The organism is Streptomyces sp. NPDC003943 (assembly GCF_053605265.1).
This window is the reverse complement of sequence record NZ_JBSGIW010000122.1, coordinates 1-17700: the sequence shown is the minus strand read 5'-3', so window position 1 is coordinate 17700 and position 17700 is coordinate 1. Positions and strand designations below refer to the sequence as shown.

At 74.8% G+C, this 17700-nt stretch carries 15 protein-coding genes and 1 pseudogene; 7 read left to right on the top strand and 9 right to left on the bottom strand.

Annotated features, from left to right (window positions below; translation table 11 throughout):
- Positions 1-2837, top strand: a 2837-nt coding sequence (locus ACWEV0_RS32895; RefSeq protein ID WP_453153402.1) for a LuxR C-terminal-related transcriptional regulator, incomplete at its 5' end; no start/stop codon positions are given.
- A 172-nt stretch (positions 2838-3009) separates the two neighbouring features.
- On the opposite strand, the gene ACWEV0_RS32890 is transcribed toward ACWEV0_RS32895, so the two are convergent.
- The 5 genes from ACWEV0_RS32890 to ACWEV0_RS32870 form a co-directional block, all read right to left on the bottom strand.
- Positions 3010-4605, bottom strand: a complete 1596-nt coding sequence (locus ACWEV0_RS32890; protein ID WP_453153400.1) for an ATP-binding cassette domain-containing protein — start codon at positions 4603-4605, stop codon at positions 3010-3012.
- On the bottom strand, positions 4602-7370 hold the full coding sequence (gene lanKC, locus ACWEV0_RS32885) for a class III lanthionine synthetase LanKC (RefSeq protein ID WP_453153398.1): 2769 nt from the start codon (positions 7368-7370) through the stop codon (positions 4602-4604). The genes ACWEV0_RS32890 and lanKC overlap by 4 nt, the downstream gene beginning before the upstream one ends.
- Before the next feature lie 92 nt (positions 7371-7462).
- Positions 7463-7588 (bottom strand): class III lanthipeptide, encoded by a 126-nt coding sequence (locus tag ACWEV0_RS32880; protein ID WP_453153396.1) that lies wholly within the window; start codon positions 7586-7588, stop codon positions 7463-7465.
- A 156-nt stretch (positions 7589-7744) separates the two neighbouring features.
- A complete protein-coding gene (locus ACWEV0_RS32875; protein WP_453153394.1) occupies positions 7745-7873 on the bottom strand; it encodes a class III lanthipeptide in 129 nt (42 codons plus the stop codon).
- A 221-nt stretch (positions 7874-8094) separates the two neighbouring features.
- Positions 8095-8871 (bottom strand): GmrSD restriction endonuclease domain-containing protein, encoded by a 777-nt coding sequence (locus ACWEV0_RS32870; protein ID WP_453153392.1) that lies wholly within the window; start codon positions 8869-8871, stop codon positions 8095-8097.
- A 197-nt stretch (positions 8872-9068) separates the two neighbouring features.
- On the opposite strand from ACWEV0_RS32870, the pseudogene ACWEV0_RS32865 reads away from it, so the two are divergent.
- Together ACWEV0_RS32865 and ACWEV0_RS32860 are read left to right on the top strand one after the other, a co-directional pair.
- Positions 9069-9263: pseudogene (locus tag ACWEV0_RS32865) on the top strand (sporulation protein); the annotation flags it as partial.
- Between the two features lie 38 nt (positions 9264-9301).
- Positions 9302-9520: a twin-arginine translocase TatA/TatE family subunit gene (locus ACWEV0_RS32860; protein WP_453153390.1), complete on the top strand. Its 219-nt coding sequence runs from the start codon at positions 9302-9304 to the stop codon at positions 9518-9520.
- On the opposite strand, the gene ACWEV0_RS32855 is transcribed toward ACWEV0_RS32860, so the two are convergent.
- Together ACWEV0_RS32855 and ACWEV0_RS32850 are read right to left on the bottom strand one after the other, a co-directional pair.
- Positions 9477-10133 (bottom strand): phosphatase PAP2 family protein, encoded by a 657-nt coding sequence (locus ACWEV0_RS32855; RefSeq protein ID WP_453153403.1) that lies wholly within the window; start codon positions 10131-10133, stop codon positions 9477-9479. The two genes, ACWEV0_RS32860 and ACWEV0_RS32855, sit on opposite strands and share 44 nt — an antisense overlap.
- Positions 10134-10196: 63 nt before the next feature.
- On the bottom strand, positions 10197-10874 hold the full coding sequence (locus ACWEV0_RS32850) for a DedA family protein (protein WP_453153388.1): 678 nt from the start codon (positions 10872-10874) through the stop codon (positions 10197-10199).
- A 159-nt stretch (positions 10875-11033) separates the two neighbouring features.
- Here ACWEV0_RS32850 and ACWEV0_RS32845 point away from each other — a divergent pair, with 159 nt between their 5' ends.
- The 3 genes from ACWEV0_RS32845 (at position 11034) to ACWEV0_RS32835 (ending at position 13124) form a co-directional block, all read left to right on the top strand.
- Positions 11034-11405 (top strand): BlaI/MecI/CopY family transcriptional regulator, encoded by a 372-nt coding sequence (locus ACWEV0_RS32845; RefSeq protein WP_453153386.1) that lies wholly within the window; start codon positions 11034-11036, stop codon positions 11403-11405.
- The gene (locus ACWEV0_RS32840) at positions 11402-12367 is read left to right on the top strand and encodes a M48 family metalloprotease (RefSeq protein ID WP_453153384.1); all 966 of its coding nucleotides are present in this window, start codon (positions 11402-11404) and stop codon (positions 12365-12367) included. The genes ACWEV0_RS32845 and ACWEV0_RS32840 overlap by 4 nt, the downstream gene beginning before the upstream one ends.
- Before the next feature lie 166 nt (positions 12368-12533).
- Positions 12534-13124: an isochorismatase family protein gene (locus tag ACWEV0_RS32835; protein WP_453153382.1), complete on the top strand. Its 591-nt coding sequence runs from the start codon at positions 12534-12536 to the stop codon at positions 13122-13124.
- A gap of 44 nt (positions 13125-13168) precedes the next feature.
- Here ACWEV0_RS32835 and lexA read toward each other — a convergent pair whose 3' ends face one another.
- Together lexA and ACWEV0_RS32825 are read right to left on the bottom strand one after the other, a co-directional pair.
- Positions 13169-13840, bottom strand: a complete 672-nt coding sequence (gene lexA / locus ACWEV0_RS32830; protein WP_453153380.1) for a transcriptional repressor LexA — start codon at positions 13838-13840, stop codon at positions 13169-13171.
- Between the two features lie 126 nt (positions 13841-13966).
- Positions 13967-14587 carry an L-threonylcarbamoyladenylate synthase gene (locus ACWEV0_RS32825; RefSeq protein WP_403790301.1) on the bottom strand — a complete coding sequence of 207 codons (621 nt, stop codon included), beginning with the start codon at positions 14585-14587 and terminating at the stop codon, positions 13967-13969.
- A gap of 168 nt (positions 14588-14755) precedes the next feature.
- Here ACWEV0_RS32825 and ACWEV0_RS32820 point away from each other — a divergent pair, with 168 nt between their 5' ends.
- On the top strand, positions 14756-17581 hold the full coding sequence (locus ACWEV0_RS32820; protein WP_453153378.1) for a hypothetical protein: 2826 nt from the start codon (positions 14756-14758) through the stop codon (positions 17579-17581).
- Positions 17582-17700: the final 119 nt, after the last annotated feature.

The window sequence follows — 17700 nt, the reverse complement described above, 5'->3', positions numbered from 1 at the left end:
CGAACGAATTCGCGACGGCGGGCATGGTGACGGCCCGGGGGCGAGCCGCGACGGTGACGCCGTCGGACCTGCCGTACCGTCCGCTGACCGAGGCGCTGCTGACCCTCGGCCGGGACGAAGCGGACCCGGATCCGGCGGAGTTGGGGCGGTACGGGCCGGTGCTGGCCCGGCTGATGGACGGCACGGCGGGTACGGGGGCCGCCGCCGTGTCCCCGCTGGTGGCCGCGGAGGCGGTGCTTCGACTGCTCGCCGTGACGGGCCGGGGACGAGGGTCCCTGCTCGTCCTGGACGACCTGGACGCGGCCGACACCGGCACCCTCGCGGTCGTCGAGTACCTCCTGGACCACCTCGGCCCGCTGCCCGTCGCGCTGCTGCTCACCACGGGGAGGCAGCCGGGACCGGCCACCGCGCTCGTGACCCGGGCGCGGCGGAGCGGGACCGCCGCCACGATCGAACCGACACCGCTGGCCCTGGAGGACGTGCGGCACCTGATGCCGGGCGCCGACCCCGCCGCCGTGCGACGGGTGCTCCATGACAGCGCCGGAGTCCCCTTCTACGTACGGGAGCTGGCGCGGGCCCCGCAGGGCGCCCTGCCCGTCGCCGTGGCCGAGTGCGTACGCGGCCGGGTCGCCCGGCTCGGTCCGCTCGGCGGCGAAGTCCTCGGCCTGGCCGCCCTGTTCGGGGAGCGGTTCCCCGTGCCCGTCGTGCGCCGCGCGGCCGCCCGCGCGGACGGCGAGGTCGCGGCGGTGCTCGGTGCCGCGGTCGACGCCTCGTTACTCGTGCCGGACCCGGCGGAGCCGGAGTGGTACGCCTTCCATCCGCCGCTGGCCGCCCGGGCCGTGTGCGAGGGCCTCGCGCCGGGCGAGCGGACCGGCCTCGCGCGAAGGGCGGCGCGGGCTCTCGCCGAACTGCACCCGGGGCTGCCCGGCGCGTGGTGTGCCCACGCCGCCGAACTCCACGAGCGGGCCGGCGAGCCGGCGCGGGCCGCCCGGCACTACGCCGAGGCGGCCGACCGGGCGACGACCGGGAACCGGCCCGGCCGCGCCCTGGAACTGCTGCGCCGGGCCCACGATCTGCTCGACCCGGCCACGGCACCCGGGCCGCACGCCCTCGTCCTCGACCGGCTCCTGGACACCGCGCTCCACACGGGCCGGCTCGACGCCCTGCCCGCGTGTGTGACGGACCGGCTCGCCGTCGAGCGGCCCGGATCCGGGGGCGCCTCCGCGGCGGCCGTCCCGGAGAGCCGCCCGTCCGACCCGGCCGGCCCGGCTCCGGAGCCGCTCCGCGCCACCCTGCACGCCCGGCTCGCCGAGCTGCACGGGCTCGCCGGACGCCCGTCCCAGGCCGTGCGGGAGCTGGACGTCGCGCGCTGGCTCCTCGGGGACGGCACCGACGACGACCGCACGGCCGTCGTGGAGCTGGCCGCCGCGCACGTGGAGCCGGGCCGGGTCGCGCCCGGACGGCTGCGGACCGCCGCCGGCGCCGCGCGCCGCGCGGCCGAGACGGCGCACGCCGCCGGACTGCCCGAGGCCGCCGGGCGCGCCCTGCTCGCGCTCGGCCGGCTCACCGCGGACCGCGACGAGCAGGCCGCCACGGACGCCTTCGTACGGGCCCGGCGCCTTGCCGTCGCGCACGGCCTCGGCCCGCTCCGCATCGCCGCCGACTCCTGTCTGGCCCGGCTCGCCCTGCGGTCCGACGGACTGACGGCCGCCGTCGAGCAGGCCCGCCGGGAGGCGGCCGGGGCGGGGCTGCTGCCGGTCGTGCACGAGACCGGATACGCCCTGGCGCTCGACCGGATCAGACGCGGGGCGTTCACGGCGGCCGGTGAGCTGATCCGCGACGGCGTCGCCGAGGCGTCCCGGCACGGTCTGGGCCGGGCCGAGGCGCGGTGGCGGCTCGCGGAGGCCGTGCGTCGCGCCCATCAGGGCCGGCGGCCCGAGCTGGGCGAGGCCCTGACGCGCCTCGCGCCGCTGGTGGACGCGGCGCCCGGGGTGCGGGCGCGCGAGTACGGGCTCGCGCGGGCGTTCTGCTCGCTCCTGGAGGAGGACCACGAGGCCGCGGAGCGGGAGTTCGCGCAGGCCGTCGCGTACGACACGGAGAATCCGGCGACCGGCGACTTCGGCCGGTACGGACCGGCGGTGCTGCTCGGCGTCCTCGCGGGGCGCATGGGGCGACCGCACCTGGGGCCCGCGTTCTGGACCGGGCCGGATCAGGGGGCGGGCGTGCCAGGAGCCGCGAGCCCGGCAGGATCCGAAGGGCAGGCGCTGAACGGCGCGGTGGCGGCGGGCGCGGCCCGGGCGCACTGGAACCGGCCGTTCACCGGTCTGGCCCACGCGGTGCTGCTCGGCCGGGAGGGCCGGCCGGGCGAGGCGACGGCCGCCGCCCGGGCGGCGCTCGACGCGGCGGAGCCGTATCCCGTGGCCCGGCATCTGGGGCTGCGGCTTGTGGCGCGGGCGGCGTACGAGGACGGCTGGGGCGCGCCGGTCGACTGGCTGCGCGAGGCCGAGGAGCACTTCCACGGCGCGGGGCTGCCCGCGGTCGCGGGCGCCTGCCGGGCGCTGCTGCGCGGGATGGGGGCGCCGGTGCGGCAGCGGCGTTCGGGGACCGAGCGGGTACCGGCGGGACTGCGGCGGCACGGGATCACGGTGCGCGAGTTCGAGGTGGCGCGGCTGCTCGCGGAGCGGTTCGGCAACCAGGACATCGCGGGCCGGCTGCACATCTCGCCGCGCACGGTCGAGAAGCACGTGGCGAGCCTCCTGCAGAAGACCGGCCACCCCAACCGGCAGGCGTTCGCCTCGGCCGCCCGCGAGCTGGTGGCCGGGGCGGCGGCCCCGTGAGCTGCTGACACCGGCCCGCAGCACGGCAGGGCCTGTCCGGCCGTTCAGGGCCGGACAGGCCGCGGCTCCCTCAAGGCTTCGCCCGTGAGGCCCCCCGTGCGCGAAATCTCCCCCGGCCCGTCAGGGCCGGGGGAGAACGAGGGCGAGGCGCCGGAGTGCCTTGCCGGTGGAGCTATTCGGGCGGTTCGGCGGCGTGGCCGGGCGTCGCGGCACCGGCCATGATCCGCCGGGCGGGCCCCAGCCGCACCACCCGGTCGAAGGCCCGGTCGAGGTCCTCGTCGCCGTGGTGCACGACCAGCAGGGCGCGGCCCGCGATGCGTTCGCGCAGCAGGCGCAGGACCAGGGCGCGGCCGGTGTCGTCGAGGTTGGCGAAGGGCTCGTCGGCGAGGTAGACGTCGGCGTCCTCGGCGAGCAGCGCCGCGATGCCGACGCGCTGGCGCTGGCCCGAGGACAGGTCGGAGGGCAGGTGGCCGGCGAGGGCGTCGAGGTCGAGGGCGGTGCGCAGGGCCGGGTCCGTGACCAGCTCGCGTACCGGCAGCGGCGGCAGGTCGACCGGGGTGGTGAGGGCGGCGACGCGCGGCGGCAGGGTGACCGTGCCGGTGTCGGGGGCGAGGGTGCCCGCGATGACGTGCAGCAGGGTGGTCTTGCCGCAGCCGTTGGGGCCGCGCAGCAGGGCGTGTTCGCGGGGCCGCAGCTCGAAGTCGGGCAGGGCGACGGTCGCCCCGCCGCCGCCCGTGTCGCCGGCCGCCCCCTCGGTGGAGTCGTACCGGATGCGCGCGCCCCGGACCCGTACCAGCGCGCCCTCCTCGTGGTACGGGGCCGGGTGCGAGGCGCGCAGGGACTCGATGCGCTGCAGGACGGCGGTGCTGCGGCGGGTCTGCGGGATCATGTTGACCAGGTCGAAGAGGCCGGTGACGGCCCGCCACAGGGAGTTGACGAAGGCGAGGAAGCTGCCGAACGACATCCGGCCGGAGAAGACGAAGAACGCGCCGATCACCATGGACGCCGTGTCGGACAGGTTCATCACGAGGTCGCTCAGGGTGCGCTGCCGCTGTCCCAGGCGGTAGTTGGTGAAGGTGATGCCGAGGAAGCCGCCGAGGGCCTCCCGGTTGGCGGCGCGGGTGCCGGGGAGCAGCGCGGACAGGCCGCGCAGGGCGTGGAAGGCTTCGAGGGTGCGGGTGAGGGTGTTGACGTAGCGCGCCTCGGCCTCGCGCTCGGCCTCGGTGTTCTTGGCGATGCGCTTGGCGAGCCGGTTGCTGACCAGGACCAGCGGCGGCACGATCACCAGCAGGATCAGGCTGGCCTGCCAGGACAGGTAGAGCAGCACACCGAGGAAGACGGTGGAGGAGACGGCCTGGCGGGCGATGCGGACGGCCACGTCGATCGCCGGCAGGACGCCCTCGCGGACGTCGTTGTGGATGCGGCTGACGTAGGAGGCGTGGCCGCTCTCGGCGTGGCGGCGGCCGTCGAGGCCGAGGGTGCGTGCGAGGAGTTCGCTCTCCAGGGCGAGGACGACGCCGTTCTCGAAGCGTTTGCGCCAGCAGGCGATCGCGTAGCCGGTGAGGTTGAGGGCGAGCCCGAGCACCAGGTAGCAGGCGCCGAGGAAGACGAACCGGCGGAAGTCGGCGGTCATGATCGCCTGGTCGAACAGGGCCTTGAGCAGCAGCGGGTGGACCAGAGCCTCGACGCCGGCGCTGGCGGCGCCGGCCGCGACGATGGCGGCGTACGGGGCGCGGTGGCCGTGCAGGGTGCGCCAGAGCTGGTTCACCGGGTCGCCCCGCGGGCCCGGCCGGCCTGGTCGGCCCCGTCGGCCCAGCCGACCTCGTCGAGGAGGAAGTCGGGCCGCCCGCCGTGGTTGGCCCGGTTCAGCACGCGCAGCACGCCCGCCGAGCCGGTGAGGTAGTCGGTGGCGCAGCGCAGCAGGCCCTCGCCGGGCACGCCGAGCGGGGCGGGGCCCTCGCCGACGGGTACCCGGAAGCGGTCGGCGGGCTCGAAGAGGAAGACCCGGCGGACGTAGTCGAGCTGGCGCATTGCCGTTTCGCGGTAGCCGGGGTCGCCGGTGAACTCGGCGGCGTCCATCAGGGCGTCGGCGATGCCGCTCATGCCGAAGCAGTAGCCGGGCAGCACGGAGTGGCCCACGTCCAGGCCGCGCAGCACCTCCCGGGCGGCGTCCAGGTCGCCGTAGCGCAGCAGGACCTGCGCGACGCCCGCCGAGCCGACCTCGACGTAGGGCTCCATGGTGCCCTCGTGCTCGAACATGACCGGCCCGCCCTCGTCGTCGATGGGCCTGGCGTGGTTCATCTCCCAGGCGAGCGCCTCGCGGCCGAGCCGCCGGTACCGCTTCTCGCCGGTGACCTGGCTCATCCGCAGCAGGAACAGCGCCACTCCGGCCTGCCCGAAGCCGAGGCCGGTCAGCGGCCGTTCGGGCGAGAAGGAGTTGAGCCAGTAGGCGTGCCCGTCCTCGCGCCGCGCGGTGTCGCACAGCACCTGCGCGCAGGCCCGGGCCGCGGCGAGGTGGTCGATGCCGTCGGAGTGCCGTCCGCCGTGGAGGTGGAAGCGGAGGTTGGTCATGCCGAGGCCGGCGAGACCGTAGTAGAAGGTGTGGTCGGGCTCCGCGCCCGGCGCGTGGGCGCGCCGGTTGGCGTGCGCGAGCAGCTCCCTGGCCTCGGTGCGCAGGCCGAGGGTGTCGGCGGCCCAGGCGATGCCGGCGAGTCCGCTCATCAGCCCGTCCGGGTAGGCGCCCAGATCGATTCCGGCCAGCCGCTCGCGCAGCCACTCCCGCCACTCGGGGCGTACGGGCTGACCCGAGGCGTGCAGCGACCACAGCACGCCGCTCGCGCCGAAGCCGAGGCTGAGCGGGTTGGTGACGTGCGCGAACGGGTCGACGGGGAAGAGCGTGGCGCGTCCGGTGTCGGCGACGGCGCCGGCGAAGGCGGCCACGCCTTCCTCGGCCCGAACCAGCGCGGCGGGGTCGACGGTCCGGGGGCTCGGGGTGCGCACCTGGTCGATGAGGCTCTGGTCGTCGTCGAGTGCCTCGATGAGCTCGGTGGGCGTGATGCGGGCCGCGGCGAGGTCGGTGACCAGCTCGTGGACGCGGGGCGGCCAGCCGAGACCGTCGAAGTAGAGGCGGAAGGTGTCGAGGACGTTCTCACGGAGGTACGACATGGCGGCGATGGGGAAGACGAAGTACGCCATGGTGGTGGCGAGCGCGTAGAGGTCGCCCTCGAAGCCGTGCACCTTGTAGGTGTGCTTGGAGAGGCTGAAGCCGGGCGTGAAGAGCTCGACGGGCCGGTCCAGGCCGTCCTGGCCGTGGCCGTCCGGTGCGCCCGCCGTGCGGGCGAGCCGGCAGGCTTCCAGGTCGACGACCGTCACCTCGTGCGTGTCGGGGTCGATGAGCAGGTTGGCGGCGGTGAGGTCGCCGAGGATGACACCGCGTTCGTGGGCGGCGCGCACGGCCCGGGCGAGGCTGCGGAAGACGGCGAGGTAAATCCGCAGGAAGTCCTTGGACTTCTCGACGTCGAAGCCGGGCCGGGCGAGCGGGTTGCGTACCAGGAGCACCGAGCGGATGTCGGTGCCCTCTACGAACTCCTCGGCGATGAAATGGTGTTCCCAGTGCTGGAACTTCGCGATGGGGACGGGGAAGCGGCCGGTGTCGGCGAGCCGCTCCAGGAAGGTCCACTCGCGGGCGAGGATGTCGACGGCGTCGTGGTCCTGCCGCGGGTTGGGGTTGGTGTGCGGGCGGGCCTCCTTGAGGACCACCTTGCGGTCGCCGTCGGCGGTGTCCTCGGCGGTGTAGACGCCGCCGGCGTTGGAGAACTGGATGGCCCCGGTCACCCGGAAGCGCCCGCCGAGCAGCCCGTCGCCGTCCTCGTCGTCGTAGTCCTCGGGCTTCCAGTCGTCGAACGGCCACGCCACCCAGTCCGGGTGGGCCTGGCCGGGCCGCCGGCTGTCGGGGACGGGCGCGCCGTCGGGGCCGGTGATGTGCGGGACGCGCCGGCCGAGGGCGTCGACGGTGTGGGTGGGGAGGAACTGGCCGTAGCGGAAGTACAGCGCCTTGTTGTCGCGGTAGCGCAGGTCGGAGAGGACGTACGCGCCCTCCGCGCCGTCCAGGAGCCGGGCGAGGTCCGCGAGGACCGTCCGGAAGCGGTGCTCGTCGCGCGGGTAGATCGTGACGAGCTTGCCGCCGCTGCCCCGGTGCATGCCCTTGGAGTTGAGCATCTCGAAGATGTTGAGGTCGAGGGCGATCTTGAAGTCGATCTCGTGCTCGGTGAGATGGCCGATGACGGTCGCCGCGGTCTCGCGCACGGTGCGATGGGACGCGGACACGTGGATCTTCCAGCCCTGCGCCGGCAGGTCCGGGTCGAGCCGGTGGCTCCACCAGATGCCGCTGCGTGTGAACCGGGCCCGGATCCGCTCGTCGAGCCCGGCGAGGAAGTGGTCCTCCCGCGGGACGTAGTGGACGTCGAGCGGGTCGAAGGACAGCGTGTTGTTCCACGCGTAGAGGAAGCGGTTGACCCATCGTTCGTTGCGCATCTCAGCCTCTGTTCAGCCCTTGTGGTCGGTGTGGACGCACGGGATCCGCACGGGGGCGGGTGTGCGCCCCCGTGCGGATCTCCGCCGGGTTACTACTCCGGCTGCGGCTCGCTGTCGTCCTTGTTGCAGCAGCTGCTGGCGGAGCTGGTGCAGCTGGTGACGCCGGCGATGGTGGAGACAGTCGCCTCGATGTTCTGGAGCTTCAGGACGCTGCTCATGAGCCGTCTCCTTCGGATGCGAGTGGATAACGGTGCCGGTCGGCCGGCCGGTCCGGCCCGCCGTTCGGCACGCGACAGCCTTTGTGGTCGGCGCGGACGCACGGGATCCGCGCGGGGGCGTCCGTGTACACCCCCGCGCGGATCACCCTCGGATGACTACTCCGGCTGCGGGCCGGTCTCGTCGGCCTTGCAGCACGAGCTGGAGGAGCTGGTGACGCTGATGACGGCGGCGCTGCCGGTGACGACGGTCGCCTCGATGTTCTGGAGCTTCAGGACGCTGCTCATGAGCGGTCTCCTTCGCATGTGAGTGGATGACGGTGCCGGTCGGCCGGCCGGTCCGGCCCGCCGTTCGGCATGCGCCAGTCAACTCGGCGCGATCCACTCGCACATGGGAGATCAGCCCCCATAATGCGCGGCGGCCGCCCCCAGGAACGAGGTCCCGGCGGCGGCGCGAATGGTGGTGTTTGAACGGGCCGATTCCGGTCAGCCGGATCCGGACCATCCGGTCAGGAGCCGCAGGTGTCCAGCATCCTTCCGAGCATCGTCTTCTCGGCGGCGGTCACCGACAGGCCGTAGGTGGACTTCACGGAGGTCCAGGCCCTGCCGTACGCGCACCAGTCGGACTTCAGCGGCGGCTGCCACTCGTCGGGGCCCTGGTCGCCCTTGGACCGGTTGGAGACGGCCGAGACGGAGAGGAGCTGGGGGTGGGTGAGGTCGTTGGCGAACGCCTTGCGCTGCTCCGTGGTCCAGCCGCTCGCACCGGAGCGCCAGGCGTTGGCGTGCGGTACGGTGTGGTCGATGTCCAGGCCGGACGCCTTGGTGAAGGTCTTGCCGTCGTAGGCGCTGACCCAGGTGCCGGAGACGGCGCGGCATTCGGCGTCGCGCTTGACGTCCTTGCCGTCGCGCGCGAGCACGGTCTCACGGGTGTTGCAGCTGTCGCCCTGCTCGGCCCAGTGCGGGAACCTGTCACGGCTGTAGCCGGTCATGGAGCCCTGCGGGGCCACCTTGAGGCCGGCGAGCCGGGTGCGGGCCTGCGCGGCGGTCGGCATGCCGGGGAGCGTGCCGTCGCCGGCCGAGGCACGGCCGCCGGGAGCTCCGGTGGGCGCACCGGTGGGTTCGCCTGCGGGGGTCGCCCCGCCGGGGCGGGCGGGTCCGGCCGTGCCCCGTCCCTTGCCCTTGGCGTCCGGCCCCGACGGGCCGTCACCCTGACCCGCGCATCCCGTGGCGGCGAGCAGTACCGCCGCGACCATTGCCGTTATGTGCCTGCTCTTCTGACGCCGCATGAGCCGAATCGTTCCCTCCGTTTGCCGCTGCTACGCGCGGCAGCGTACCTGTTCGAAGAGAGGGCAAGGCGGCGGGGACCAGGGATGCTCTACAGTCTCGTAGAAGGAACCGCGGCGCGCGGAAAGCACGCAGTGCATCGGCTTGTTCGGCACGTGACGGAGGGGTGGACGCCACGATGGTGTTCAAGAGGCTGCTCGGTTCACTCGGTGTCGGCGGCGGCTTCCGGCTCGGCGCGCACGAGCAGCACACCGTCCCGTTCCCGTTCCCGCTCCCCTGGGAGACGCCGGTCACCGAGCTGTACGGGCAGGGCCTCGGCGTCGTGCTCGGCGTCCGCACCGCGCTCGGGGTCGCCGGGGCCCGCGACAAGGGCGGCCTGGATCCGCTCGCGGTTTACGACGAGGCTGACGACGAGGGCTGGGAGGACTGACCGTGTTCGGTTTGAGCGAGATGGCGATTCTGCTGCTCATCGCCATCGTGGTGATCGGCGCGAAGAAGCTGCCGGACCTCGCCCGCAGCGCGGGCAAGTCGGCGCGCATCCTCAGGAGCGAGGCCCGGGCGGTGAAGGACGGCACGGCGGACACCGAGCCCCGGGCCACCTACCAGGTCAAGCAGACGCCTCCCGGGCAGGGCCCAGAGCGAACGTCCTGACCGGGCCGGGGATCAGACCGGCCAGGGCCGGGGCGAAGCCTCGGACGAGCAGCCCGAGCGACGCCGCGACAGCGGCGCCGACGGCGAGTCCGGCGGCGATGTCGTGTGGGTAGTGGGCGCCCACCCACACCCGTGAGGCGGCCATCGCGAGCGCGCAGACGCCGGCGACCAGGCCGAGTCGGGCCGAGACGAACCAGAGGGCGACCGCCGCGGCGGCGGCGATGGTGGCGTGGTTGCTCGGGAACGACCAGTCGCCGACCGCCGGGCACGCCTCCAGGGTGACCACGTGCAGCGACTGACAGGGCCGCAGCTCGCGCACCTGCGGCTTCAGCGCGCCGGCGCTCACCAGGAAGGCCACGGCCGTGAGCACGGGCGCGGCCAGCGCCTGCACCGCCCGGTCCCGGTCGCCCCGGCCGCGCGCCCGCCACCAGCCGTACACCATGAGCGCGGCGAAGACGACGAGCCCGTAGGTGGAGTAGGCGCCGACGGCCCGGTCGAACCAGCCGGGCGCGGCCTGGGCCGCGTGGACGACGTCGAGGTACACCGGCCCGTCGATGCCGGCCCCGTCGAAGGAGCTCCCGTCGGGGGAGGTGCCGGGCGCGGGAGCCGCCAGGGGCGCGAGGGCGGGGACGGGCAGGGGGATCGCGGGGATGGCGGGGGTGGCGAGGAACACCGGTCAGACTCCCCCTTCGGCGCGGCGGGTCTGGCGGGCCCGGCGCACTTCCAGGGCGACGGGGATCAGCGACACCACGACGACCAGGCCGATGACGGGCAGCAGATAGCGGTCGATGCTCGGCACCGACGCGCCGAGCCCGTATCCGGCGAGGGTCACGCCGACGGTCCACAGCAGCCCGCCGAGCACCTGCCAGAGCGCGAAGGTGCGGGCCGGGACGGCGAGGACTCCGGCGAGCGGGTTGAGCACCGTGCGCACGATCGGCAGGAAGCGGGCGAGGACGATCGCCTTCGCGTGGCCGTACCGCTCCAGGATCTCGCCGGCTCTGGCCGTGCCCTCGGCGATCTTGCGGGACCCGGTCCTGGCCAGGAAGGCCGGTCCGGCGCGGCGGCCGAGGAGGTAGCCGGTCTGGGCGCCGGCGAGCGCGCCCGTGACGGCGGCGAGCAGCACCCACGGCAGCGAGAGGTGGCCGGGCGCGGTGGCGGAGCCCGCGCAGAGCAGCCCCGCGGTGAAGAGGAGCGAGTCGCCCGGCAGGAAGAAGCCGATGAGCAGGCCGGTCTCGGCGAACAGGACGAACGCGATGCCGAGCGTGCCGAAGGTGGCCAGCAGGGAGTGCGCGTCCAGCGGGTTCACCGCGAGCGCGGTGAGCGGTGGGGCTGCGGCGAGGAGCGGCAGGGGCATCGGCTCGGCCCTTCGTTCTGATCGATCCGGTCGTTCTGGCTCTGGGTACGGCGGCCGGGCAGGCCCGGGTGGGCGGTGGGTGGCGACCACGTATCCTCTGTCTACAGAACAGTAGTCGGTCTACTTCACTGTAGACGAACATCCGGAGACGAAGGTTCCATGGCGGAGACGGAGAACGAGCGGCGCCCCTCGGGCGAGCTGGAGGCCAGCGTGCTCGCGGCGCTCTGGGCGGCCGGCGGCCCGCAGACGGCCGCCCAGGTCAGGTCCGCGCTACCGCAGCCGCTCGCCCGCACCACGGTGGCGACGCTCCTCGCCAGGCTGTACGAGAAGGGTGCGATCGACCGCAGCCCGGCCGGGCGCGGCTTCGTCTATCACCCGATCGAGGACTCCCATGGGCTGACCGCCCGCCGGATGCACCGCGAGCTGGACCAGGACGCCGACCGCGGCATGGTCCTGGCGCGCTTCGTCGAGGGGCTGAGCCCCGCGGACGAGGCCGAGCTGCGGCGCCTCCTGGAGGGCGGCGGATCGTGACCGTACCGGCGCTGCCGGCCCTGGCACCGCTCCCCCTGCTGCTGCTCCCGCTGCTCCTGCCGTGGGGGCTGCCGCCGCTGGCCCGCCGGGTGGCCGAGCGGGTGCGGCCCGACATCGCGCTGTGGACGGTCACCGGTGCGGCCGGCGCCCTCGCCCTCGGGGTCGTCGCCTGCCTGGGCGCGCTGCTGCTGCCGCTCGCCCTCGCCGTGCCGCCGCTGGCGCGGCTGGCCGAGCTCGTGCGGCCGCTGGACACCGGGCCGCGCACCCTGGTCCTCGGACTGTCCGTGCTCGCCGCGGGGGCGCTCGCCGTCACCTCCGCCGTCGCGGTCCGCCGGGCGGTCCCGGAGGCGCGACGGTTCCGGGCCGCGCACGAGGACGTGGCCGGGCTGCCGCACGCCGGCGGCCTGTGCGTCGTCGACGACGCCCGCCCCGACGCGTACGCGCTGCCCGGGACCCGGCGCCGGCCGGACCGGATCGTCGTGACCTCCGGGATGCTGCGCGCCCTGAGCGCACCCGAGCGCGAGGCCCTGCTCGCCCATGAGCGCGCCCATCTCGCCGGACGCCACCATGTCTTCCTGGCCACGGCCCGGTTCGCCGGCTGGTGCCACCCCGCGCTCGGCGGCGTGCTGCCGCAGGTGTCGTACGCGGCGGAGCGCGCCGCGGACGAGGCGGCGGCCCGGCGCTCCGGGGACCGCGGGCTGACCGCGCGGGCCGTCGGCCGGGCGGCGCTCGCCGCCGGCCAGGGCCGGACCGATCCGCCCTCGTTCGCGGCCCGGGCGGTCGGCGGGCCCGTACCCGCGCGCGTCAGGGCCCTGCTCGGCCGGGCGCCGACGCGGCGGCTCGCGCCCGCGCTGCTCGCCATGGCGCTGCTGTGCGGCACCGCCGCCGGATCCGCGGCCGCGGGCCTCACCCTGCTGCACCGGGACGTCGAAGTCGCCCAGGGCGACTGGTCGGAGCTCTGACCCGCCGGCGCCGGAGCGACCCTCCCGGTGATGTCCGGATCTGCAACTCACATGACATTGCCGCCATCACGGGGTGGTTCGTAGCGTGGAGGGGCGCGGTCGACCGGGGTCCGGAACCGGACCGGTGGCCGCGTTCCCTTCCCGAACCCCCCTGAGAAAGGGCGTCATGTCCTCCACCACCCTGCGCGCGCTCAACGGCTTCGACCAGACCCCGGCCTCGCTGGCCGACGCGACGCTGATCCTGATCGACTACCAGAACACCTACACCCGCGGCGTGATGGAGCTGACCGGCTGGGAGGCCGCGCTGGACGCCGCCGCCGACCTGCTGGCCCGGGCCCGGGCCGCGGGCGCCACCGTGGTGCACGTCGTCAACGACGGCGGCGAGGGCACCCCGTACGACATCCGCGCCGAGATCGGGCAGATCCACCCCCGGGTGGCTCCGGCCGAGGGCGAGCGGGTCGTGGTCAAGACGGCGCCGGACGCCTTCGTGGGCACCGACCTGGGCGAGCACCTGGACGCCGCCGGGCACAAGGACGTCGTCGTCGCCGGCTTCATGACCCACATGTGCGTGGCCTTCACGACGGCCGGCGCCTTCCTGCGCGGCAACCGCCCGACCGTCGTCGCCGACGCCTGCGCGACCCGGCCACTGGCGACGGCGGGCGCCGAGGTGTCGGCGCGGCAGCTGCACGACGGCGCGCTGGCGACCGTCGACGACCTGTACGGGATCGTCGTGCCGACCGCGGCCGCGCTGAGCTGAACCCGGGCTGCGCCGAACCGGGGTCCGGCCCGGCGGCGCGCGGCTCAGAGGGTGCGGAAGACCGAGACGACCTTGCCGAGGATCACGGCGTCGTCGCCGGGTATCGGCGCGTAGCGCGGGTTGGCCGGCATCAGCCAGACGTGCGGGCCCTCGTGCGCGAGGCGCTTCACGGTGGCCTCGCCGTCCAGCATGGCGGCGACGATGTCGCCGTCGTCGGCGGTGTCCTGGGCACGGACGACCACGACGTCGCCGTCCTCGATGTGCGCGCCCCGCATCGAGTCGCCCACGACCGTCACGGCGAAGAGCCGGCCCGCGCCGACGACCTGGGCGGGCAGCACCAGGGTGTCCTCCACCAGTTCCTCGGCGGTGATGGGCACACCGGCCGCGATCCGGCCGACCAGGGGCACGGCCACGGCCTGCCGCTCCGCCAGGCTGCCGTCCGGGCCGGCGGCGGACCCGGCGTCGGCGACCACATAGGCGCGCGGGCGCTGCGGGTCCTGGCGCAGGAACCCCTTCTTCTCCAGGGCCCGGATCTGGTGGGACACGCTGGACGTGCTGAGCAGACCGGCGGCGGACGCGATCTCCCGCATCGACGGCGGGAAGCCGTGGTCCTGGGTGTGGGAGCGGATGATGTCGAGGATCTGCTGCTGCCGCTGGGTCAGCCCGTCGTCGTTGGTCCGGGTGCCCGGCGGCCGGCCGGCACGGTTCCTGCCCATGGTCGGCCTCCGTTCTTCGCTCTTCCGCTTGCGCCGATACTGCACACTAACCCGCCGCACCGACATCGCAGCAGGTCGGGTCCACTGGTCGGACCGCCGACGGACCGCTTCCGCCGCCCGGGGGCGTCACTCGAAGCGGCTCGGGTCGCCCGCCCCGCGCCGTACGATCTCGGCCTCGCCGCTGGAGAAGTCGACGACGGTGGTGGGTTCCGTGCCGCAGTCGCCGGAGTCGACCACGGCGTCGAGGACGTGGTCGAGGCGCTCCTTGATCTCCCAGCCCTGGGTCATCGGCTCGTCCTCGTCCGGGAGCAGCAGGGTGCTGGAGACCAGGGGTTCGCCGAGTGCGGCGAGCAGCGAGAGCGTGACGGCGTGGTCGGGGATGCGGACGCCGACGGTCTTCTTCTTGGGGTGCTGGAGGCGGCGCGGGACCTCCTTGGTGGCGGGCAGGATGAAGGTGTAGCTGCCCGGGGTCGCGGCCTTCACGGCACGGAAGACGTCGTTGTCGAAGCGCACGAACTGGCCGAGTTGGGCGAAGTTCTCACAGACCAGGGTGAAGTGGTGGCGGTCGTCGAGGCGCCGGATGGTGCGGATCCGGTCCAGCCCCTCGTGGTTGTCGACCCGGCAGCCGAGCGCGAAGCAGGAGTCGGTGGGGTACGCGATCAGCGCGTCGGCCCGGAGGCTGTCGACCACCGTGCCGATGGTGCGGGGCTGCGGCGAGATCGGGTGCACGTCGAAGTACTTGGCCATTTCCCGACCCTACGGGATGCGGCATGGGGCGTGCCGAGGCAACCCGCGGGCCGGCATCACCGTCCTCCCGGGGCGAGGGGGGAACCGGGGGCCGGTGATGCCCGGGAGACCGGGTGACGGGGGGTCCCAGGAGTTTCCCCACGAGAACCGATCGTGAGGAAGACCGCTTTGATACGTGTCACACGCGGAGTGACCACCGCAGTGGCGTTACTGGCCATGACGGCGGCGGCGCCGGGCATCGCGTCCGCGCAGCCGGCGCCGCACACGCCGGCGGCGACCCCGCCGACGGCGTCGCCGGACGGCGGGCCAGGCCTGCCCGGGGGCTGGCGGCTCACCGGCACCGGCGCGGGCCGGCAGCTGGTCTGGACGGCCCCGGAGCCCGTACCCATGGGCGATGCCCGGGTCGAGTTCCGGGACGGCGACCGGCTGCTCGGACATCCGGTGGCCCAACCCGATGGAAAAACGTTTCGGTTGACGCTCGGCGAGACCTCCGTCGACCAGGGGGCGCGGCTGAGCGTGACCGCCGCCGGCCGCCGCCTCGACGCGCCCGCGGCCGGGTCCGGCGACGCCCGGGCACCCCGACTCGCCCCCACCCGCCCGCTCGCCCCGTCCGCGGGGCAGGAGACGCCGCTGCCGGCGAACCCGGTGGACCCCGGCGTGCCCGGTCACTACCGCACCGTGCGCGGCGAGTACGACCTGCGGTCCGTGAAGCTGCCCGGCTTCCCCGCGCCCGTCGAGATGCGCGCCACCGTCGTCGGCCCGGCGAACGCGCCGGGGAAGCGTCCGGTGGCGCTCTTCCTGCACGGCCGGCACGGCACCTGTTTCAAGCCGGGCACCGACCAGGCGACCGGCGAGTGGCCCTGCCCGGCCGGGACGAAGCCGATCCCGAGCCACCAGGGCTATCTGACGGCCCAGAAGCTGCTCGCCTCGCAGGGCTACGTGACCCTGTCGATCTCCGCCAACGGCATCAACGGGCAGGACTACCTGGCCGAGGACGGCGGCGCCCAGGCCCGCTCGTCGCTGGTCCGGCTCCACCTCGCCCGCTGGGCCGACTGGGCCGCGCACCCGGAGACGGCCCCGGCCGCCGTGCGCGGCACCGCGCCCGCCGACCTCTCCAAGGTGCTGCTCGTCGGCCACTCGCGAGGCGGCGAGGGCGTCAACCGGGCCGCGCTCGACAGCCTCTACCCGCCGGCGGCCGACCAGGACGGCTACCGGGGTCCCGTCCGGTGGAAGATCCGCGGCAACGTCCTGATCGGGCCCACGATCTTCGGTCAGAACCCGGTCCCGGACGTGCCGTCCATGACGATCCTGCCGGGCTGCGACGGCGACGTGTCCGACCTCCAGGGCCAGATCTACGTCGACGGCACCCGGGGCGTCAGCAAGGGCGCGGCGCTGCACAGCGCGGTCTACGTGGTCGGCGCCAACCACAACTTCTTCAACAGCGAATGGACGCCGGGGCAGGCCGAGGCGCCGGCCGACGACGACTTCTGGTCCGAGCCGGGAGCGACCGACCCGGTCTGCTCCCCCGGCACCGCGACCCGGCTGACCGCCGCGAAGCAGCAGACCGCCGGCGCCACCTACATCGCGGCCGCGGCCCGGGTGTTCGTCGACGGCGACGACAGGGTCCGCCCGCTGCTCGACGGCACCGGGCGCCGGGCGCCCTCGGCCGGCCCGGCGCGGGTGCTCAGCCACGCGGTCGGCGGGCGGCGCACGCCCGCCTTCCTGCCGGGCTCCTCGGTCACCGTGTCGGGCGCCGGCCGGCTGTGCGCGCAGATCGACCCGGACCCCGCGCGGGCCTGCCTGAAGCCCGACGAGGGCGGCCAGTCGCCGCACTTCGCGTCCTGGGAGACCGGGCGCGAGCCGGGACGGGACGCGATCGCCCTGCGCTGGAGCCGCCCGGGCACTCCGGTGACCGTGCGCTCCGCGCGCCCGGTCGCGCTCAGCGGCGCCGAGTCCCTCGCGCTGCGGCTCTTCGTGCCGCCGAACACCAGTGGCACCGAGTTCGACGTGGCCGTGACCGACGCCTCGGGCCACCGCGCGGCGCTCGGCCGGGTCCGCGTCGACGGACTGCCCGGCAGCGACCGGAACACCGCGCTCTGGGCCCGCGAGGTCCGCGTCCCGCTGTCCCCCGCCACCCGGGCCCGCCTCGACCTCAAGAAGATCAGCGCGCTCGAACTCACCCCGCGCGCCCGGTCGGGCCGGGCCTGGCTGATGGACGCCTGGGGCTGGCGCCCCGGTCTGCCGGCGGTCGCCGCGGCGGAGCTGCCGCGCGTCGACATCGGCCGTCTGACGGTCAAGGAGGGCGACTCCGGCGTCCGCACGTACCGCGTCCCGGTGCGGGTGTCCGGCAAGGGCAGCGGCCAGGTCCGGCTGTTCGTGCCGAAGCCCGGCACCGACGAGATCGCCTCGCGCCTGGTCACGGTCCGCCCGGGCCGCCAGGACATCGACGTCAGGGTCGAGGTGCGCGGCAACACGCGCTTCGGGTACGACGTCTCGCAGGACACCTTCGTCAAGGCGGTGCACGGCGCGGTCGTCGGCGCCCACCACGGCGGTGTGACCGCGAAGAACGACGACCCCATGCCGAAGGTCCGGCTCACCCCGGTCGCGGCCGACGTCACCGAGGGCGGCAAGCTGACCTGGCGCGTGACGCTGTCCGCGGCGGCCGACGCCGACGTGACGGGCGGGTTCACGTTCCTGCCGGTGACCGGCGCTCCGGAGCTGACCTCGGCGGACCTCGACCCGGGCTGGCTGGAGGAGTACTTCGGCCACGTACCGGACCCGGCGGTGCCGCTGTCCGCGCTGACGGGACCGGACTCGCCCCTGGGCTTCTCCGTCCCCGCCGGCCGGACCTCCACCGACGTGACCGTGCCCACGGCCAAGGACACGGTCCGGGAGCCGAACGAGTCGCTGCGGGCCCGGCTGTTCACGTACGACGAGAAGTGGGAGCCCGTCCAGGGCCCGGAGTTCACCGGGACGGTGCGGGACGCCGGCTGAGACAGGCCGAACCGACCGAATCGAGACGACCCGGCGGGGGGGGGGGGGGCCGCCCCGCCCGCCGCGGCCGCACCGACCGCTCGCCGCACTCCTACAATATACACCTAACAACACACAAA

What these genes read in the sequence shown, in the direction of transcription:
- ACWEV0_RS32875 (WP_453153394.1), bottom strand. Translation starts at nt 7,873, where the DNA reads ATGAGCAGCGTCCTGAAGCTCCAGAACATCGAGGCGACCGTCGTCACC.
- ACWEV0_RS32825 (WP_403790301.1), bottom strand. Translation starts at nt 14,587, where the DNA reads ATGGCCAAGTACTTCGACGTGCACCCGATCTCGCCGCAGCCCCGCACC.
- lexA (WP_453153380.1), bottom strand. Translation starts at nt 13,840, where the DNA reads ATGGGCAGGAACCGTGCCGGCCGGCCGCCGGGCACCCGGACCAACGAC.
- ACWEV0_RS32835 (WP_453153382.1), top strand. Translation starts at nt 12,534, where the DNA reads ATGTCCTCCACCACCCTGCGCGCGCTCAACGGCTTCGACCAGACCCCG.
- ACWEV0_RS32850 (WP_453153388.1), bottom strand. Translation starts at nt 10,874, where the DNA reads ATGCCCCTGCCGCTCCTCGCCGCAGCCCCACCGCTCACCGCGCTCGCG.
- lanKC (WP_453153398.1), bottom strand. Translation starts at nt 7,370, where the DNA reads ATGCGCAACGAACGATGGGTCAACCGCTTCCTCTACGCGTGGAACAAC.
- ACWEV0_RS32880 (WP_453153396.1), bottom strand. Translation starts at nt 7,588, where the DNA reads ATGAGCAGCGTCCTGAAGCTCCAGAACATCGAGGCGACTGTCTCCACC.
- ACWEV0_RS32845 (WP_453153386.1), top strand. Translation starts at nt 11,034, where the DNA reads ATGGCGGAGACGGAGAACGAGCGGCGCCCCTCGGGCGAGCTGGAGGCC.
- ACWEV0_RS32870 (WP_453153392.1), bottom strand. Translation starts at nt 8,871, where the DNA reads ATGCGGCGTCAGAAGAGCAGGCACATAACGGCAATGGTCGCGGCGGTA.